Genomic DNA, 2,721 nt, shown 5'->3' on the forward strand with positions numbered 1-2,721 from the left:
TCATCGCCGGATTATCCATGATCTGACAGCCGTCCCTTATAGGATGCGGGTTCACTAGGCATCGTAGTGGAACATATTCTTACCGGGCCATACAACAAACCCACCAATAATTCAAGACGTCCTCCACGGGGCGCTTACGTACGCACTGCGTGAAAAGCAACGGCGACAGTAGCGCAATCAGGCTCTTGATCCAATGCATTAAGGCTCCCCTTCGACAGGCGCAGCGGCGGTCGCCTGTTTTTCCAATGTTGTTCCACCAGGCCGCCAAAGCGCAAACTGCGCCACAGCTGCCAGATATTTTCCTGATGCGAGTAATTCAGGCGCGCCGCGCGGAGGAATGGGCACCCGTTCCGGCGATGTTCGCGTTGAGCGTCAGGTCCCCCGCGCGGCTGAGATTCAACGTGGCGCGTAATCGGCTGATTTCCATATAGCGCAGCCAATCAACGGCGGTGGCGGTGGCGATATCGCGGTCTGCGAGCGCGTCGGCGAACTGGGGATCCAGGCGCAACGTCATCAAATTATCGCTGGCAATCCAACCGCGGGGGATAACCTGGGTCGCATCCTCGAGCAACAGCGGCAACTCGCCGCTTACCCCGCCCGGACATGGCGAACTGTTTAGGTTTTAACGCGGTAATAAGCTCGCTCATTTCCACGCTTTGCACCTTCAATACCGCCGGCGCGTGCTGCGGCAGCCGCAGCGGGGTTAAAGATACCTGGCCGCCAAGGGTTTTCAACGTCACGTGGGTTAAGGTGAGCGGATGGACGTCATCAAAGGGGTAGAAACCTTTCAGGCCGGTATCCAGCTCACGCAGGGCAATAGGGGAAATGATTTCATCGATGTGCAATGCGGCCGGCTGGCGGATCCCCAACTGTCCAGCGGCTTTGCGCCAGGCGGTAGGACAGCGACAGCCGGACGCCGACCAAACGGCTGTCGCCGTACCAGAGATACCCCCCGGTCAGCACACTGTGGCCGCCGGCGATAAAACCCTTGTCCGCCGTGGCGGAAAAGGAGCTCTGCACATAAAATTCGCCCTGGTTCAGCCGGATGCCCAATGCCGGTTGCAGTAAAGGTGCGAATACCCTCTGCGGCTGTTTCGGCCACCAGGCTTGGCCGCGCAGCCGTTCGCCGTCCCAACGTCCATTCAATTGCACGGGCCCCAGCGCGCCAGCCTGTAACGTTCCACGCCAGCGTCAACCGCGGCGCGGGCATCGATAAGACCATAGCGAAAACGGTCCATTTCCCCCTGTGCCGTGCTAAAGCGCAGAATTTGGTCCTGCCAGGCGCCACGACCGGCAATACGCCAGCGCGCGCCAAACGGCAACAGCTCGCCATTGCCCCAAAGCCGCCACTGCCAGTCGCCGGCATCGGGCCAAAAGTTCACCGCCTTACCGTCCAAATGCAGCGTAAAACGCCCATTGTTACCTGCTCTGGCCTGCAAAATCGCCTGCAGCCGGCCGTTCCCCCCCGCGGAGGACAGCTGAACACCGGCAAGGGGCAGACGCGCGGTATCGATGTCAAACATGTCCGACACGCCCCCGACCAGACGCAAAAGCGCGCCGGGTAACAAGGCGAGATACGGGGCGGTGACATCGCCACGCAATTCGCCGGGGATGGCGGCATCCAGCGAGAGATTGTTGTCATTCACCATGCCGTTAAGGCGAAACGGCAGGCGATTATCCGTCAGCCGTAGCGGGCCAGGACCGATATTCAACACCACGTTGGCGCGGCCGCGCAATCCCTGCGTCAGCACGTTGAGCCGCGCGTTGACGCCGAGACCGGCCAGACCGTCGCGCCAGTCGGTCAGCGTCAGGGCAATTCCCCCCGCCAGCGCCTGGGTGGCGTAAGGCCAACGCCACCGTCCATCGCTGACCACCCATTCTCGCGCGGAAAGGCGCCACGGCAAATGCGCCAGCGTCATGCCGTTTTGGCTATCGGTAATCGACAGCACACCCTGCTGTTGGCGCCGGTTGAGATCAAATGTGAGCGCCGTACCGTTCACCAGGGTAAGGCCGCCCTGCACGGCCCCGCGCTCGGGCAGCAGCCGGGAGCCAGGGTGAGTTTTCCCTGCAAGACCACCGGCGCGGGCGCGCCGTTCAGGGTCAGGCGTTTTAGGGTCAGTTGACGATCGTCAAGGGCCGGCTCGGCCGCCAGTTTATCGCTTTAATAAACGAGTCGGGTGCGCGGCCCCGCATGCGTCAGGRTCAGGCTGCCGGCCCACCCCTGCCAGGGCGCTACCGTCAGCCGGTCGACAAGGACGCTAAACGCCGGCAACCCTTGCCATTGCGCAAGCGGATCCCGTGGGGACGCCGTGGACGTCGATTGGCCAACGCAGGCGGTGTCAAGCCGTAGATCAATGAGATGCAACCGCCAGGCGCCGGCGCGGTGGGTCAGATCGCCGCCGTCGCTGCGCAGCCAGACGCACCCGGAACGATTAAGGCGAAAGGCCGGCAGCTGTACGACGCCCTGCCGCCAACCGGACCGGCCGTCGGGCCGTGCCCAATTGGCCAGCGTCGGTAACCAGCGCGGCAGGGTGAGCCATAGCAGAAGCAAAAGCAAAAGCAAAAGCAAAAGCAAAAATAGCGTAAGCGCCCCGTGGAGGACGTCTTGAATTATTGGTGGGTTTGTTGTATGAGACAGTAAACCTACGTTACACGCTTATGCTCATTGCATTTTCACATTGTATTGATTTTAATAACTTTTATTTCCATCCCGGTTTGAGT

4 protein-coding genes and 1 pseudogene are annotated in these 2,721 nt (G+C 61.0%); all 5 read right to left on the bottom strand.

What is annotated here, in order from left to right:
- Positions 1–308: 308 nt before the first annotated feature.
- Positions 309–580: pseudogene (locus tag ACMX3H_RS18055) on the bottom strand (YdbH domain-containing protein); the annotation flags it as partial.
- The gene (locus ACMX3H_RS18060; protein WP_415211776.1) at positions 519–845 is read right to left on the bottom strand and encodes a YdbH domain-containing protein; all 327 of its coding nucleotides are present in this window, start codon (positions 843–845) and stop codon (positions 519–521) included. The gene ACMX3H_RS18060 and the pseudogene ACMX3H_RS18055, both read right to left, overlap by 62 nt.
- A complete protein-coding gene (locus ACMX3H_RS18065) occupies positions 832–1,146 on the bottom strand; it encodes a hypothetical protein (RefSeq protein ID WP_415211777.1) in 315 nt (104 codons plus the stop codon). Before ACMX3H_RS18065 ends, ACMX3H_RS18060 begins: the two co-directional genes overlap by 14 nt.
- Positions 1,143–2,021: a hypothetical protein gene (locus ACMX3H_RS18070; RefSeq protein WP_415211778.1), complete on the bottom strand. Its 879-nt coding sequence runs from the start codon at positions 2,019–2,021 to the stop codon at positions 1,143–1,145. Before ACMX3H_RS18070 ends, ACMX3H_RS18065 begins: the two co-directional genes overlap by 4 nt.
- Positions 2,022–2,161: 140 nt before the next feature.
- Complete coding sequence (locus ACMX3H_RS18075) at positions 2,162–2,557, bottom strand: hypothetical protein (RefSeq protein ID WP_415211779.1); 396 nt, start codon at positions 2,555–2,557, stop codon at positions 2,162–2,164.
- Positions 2,558–2,721: the final 164 nt, after the last annotated feature.

Source organism: Sodalis sp. (in: enterobacteria) (assembly GCF_047607725.1).
In the GTDB taxonomy this organism is placed as follows: Bacteria; Pseudomonadota; Gammaproteobacteria; order Enterobacterales; family Enterobacteriaceae; genus JBLKSS01.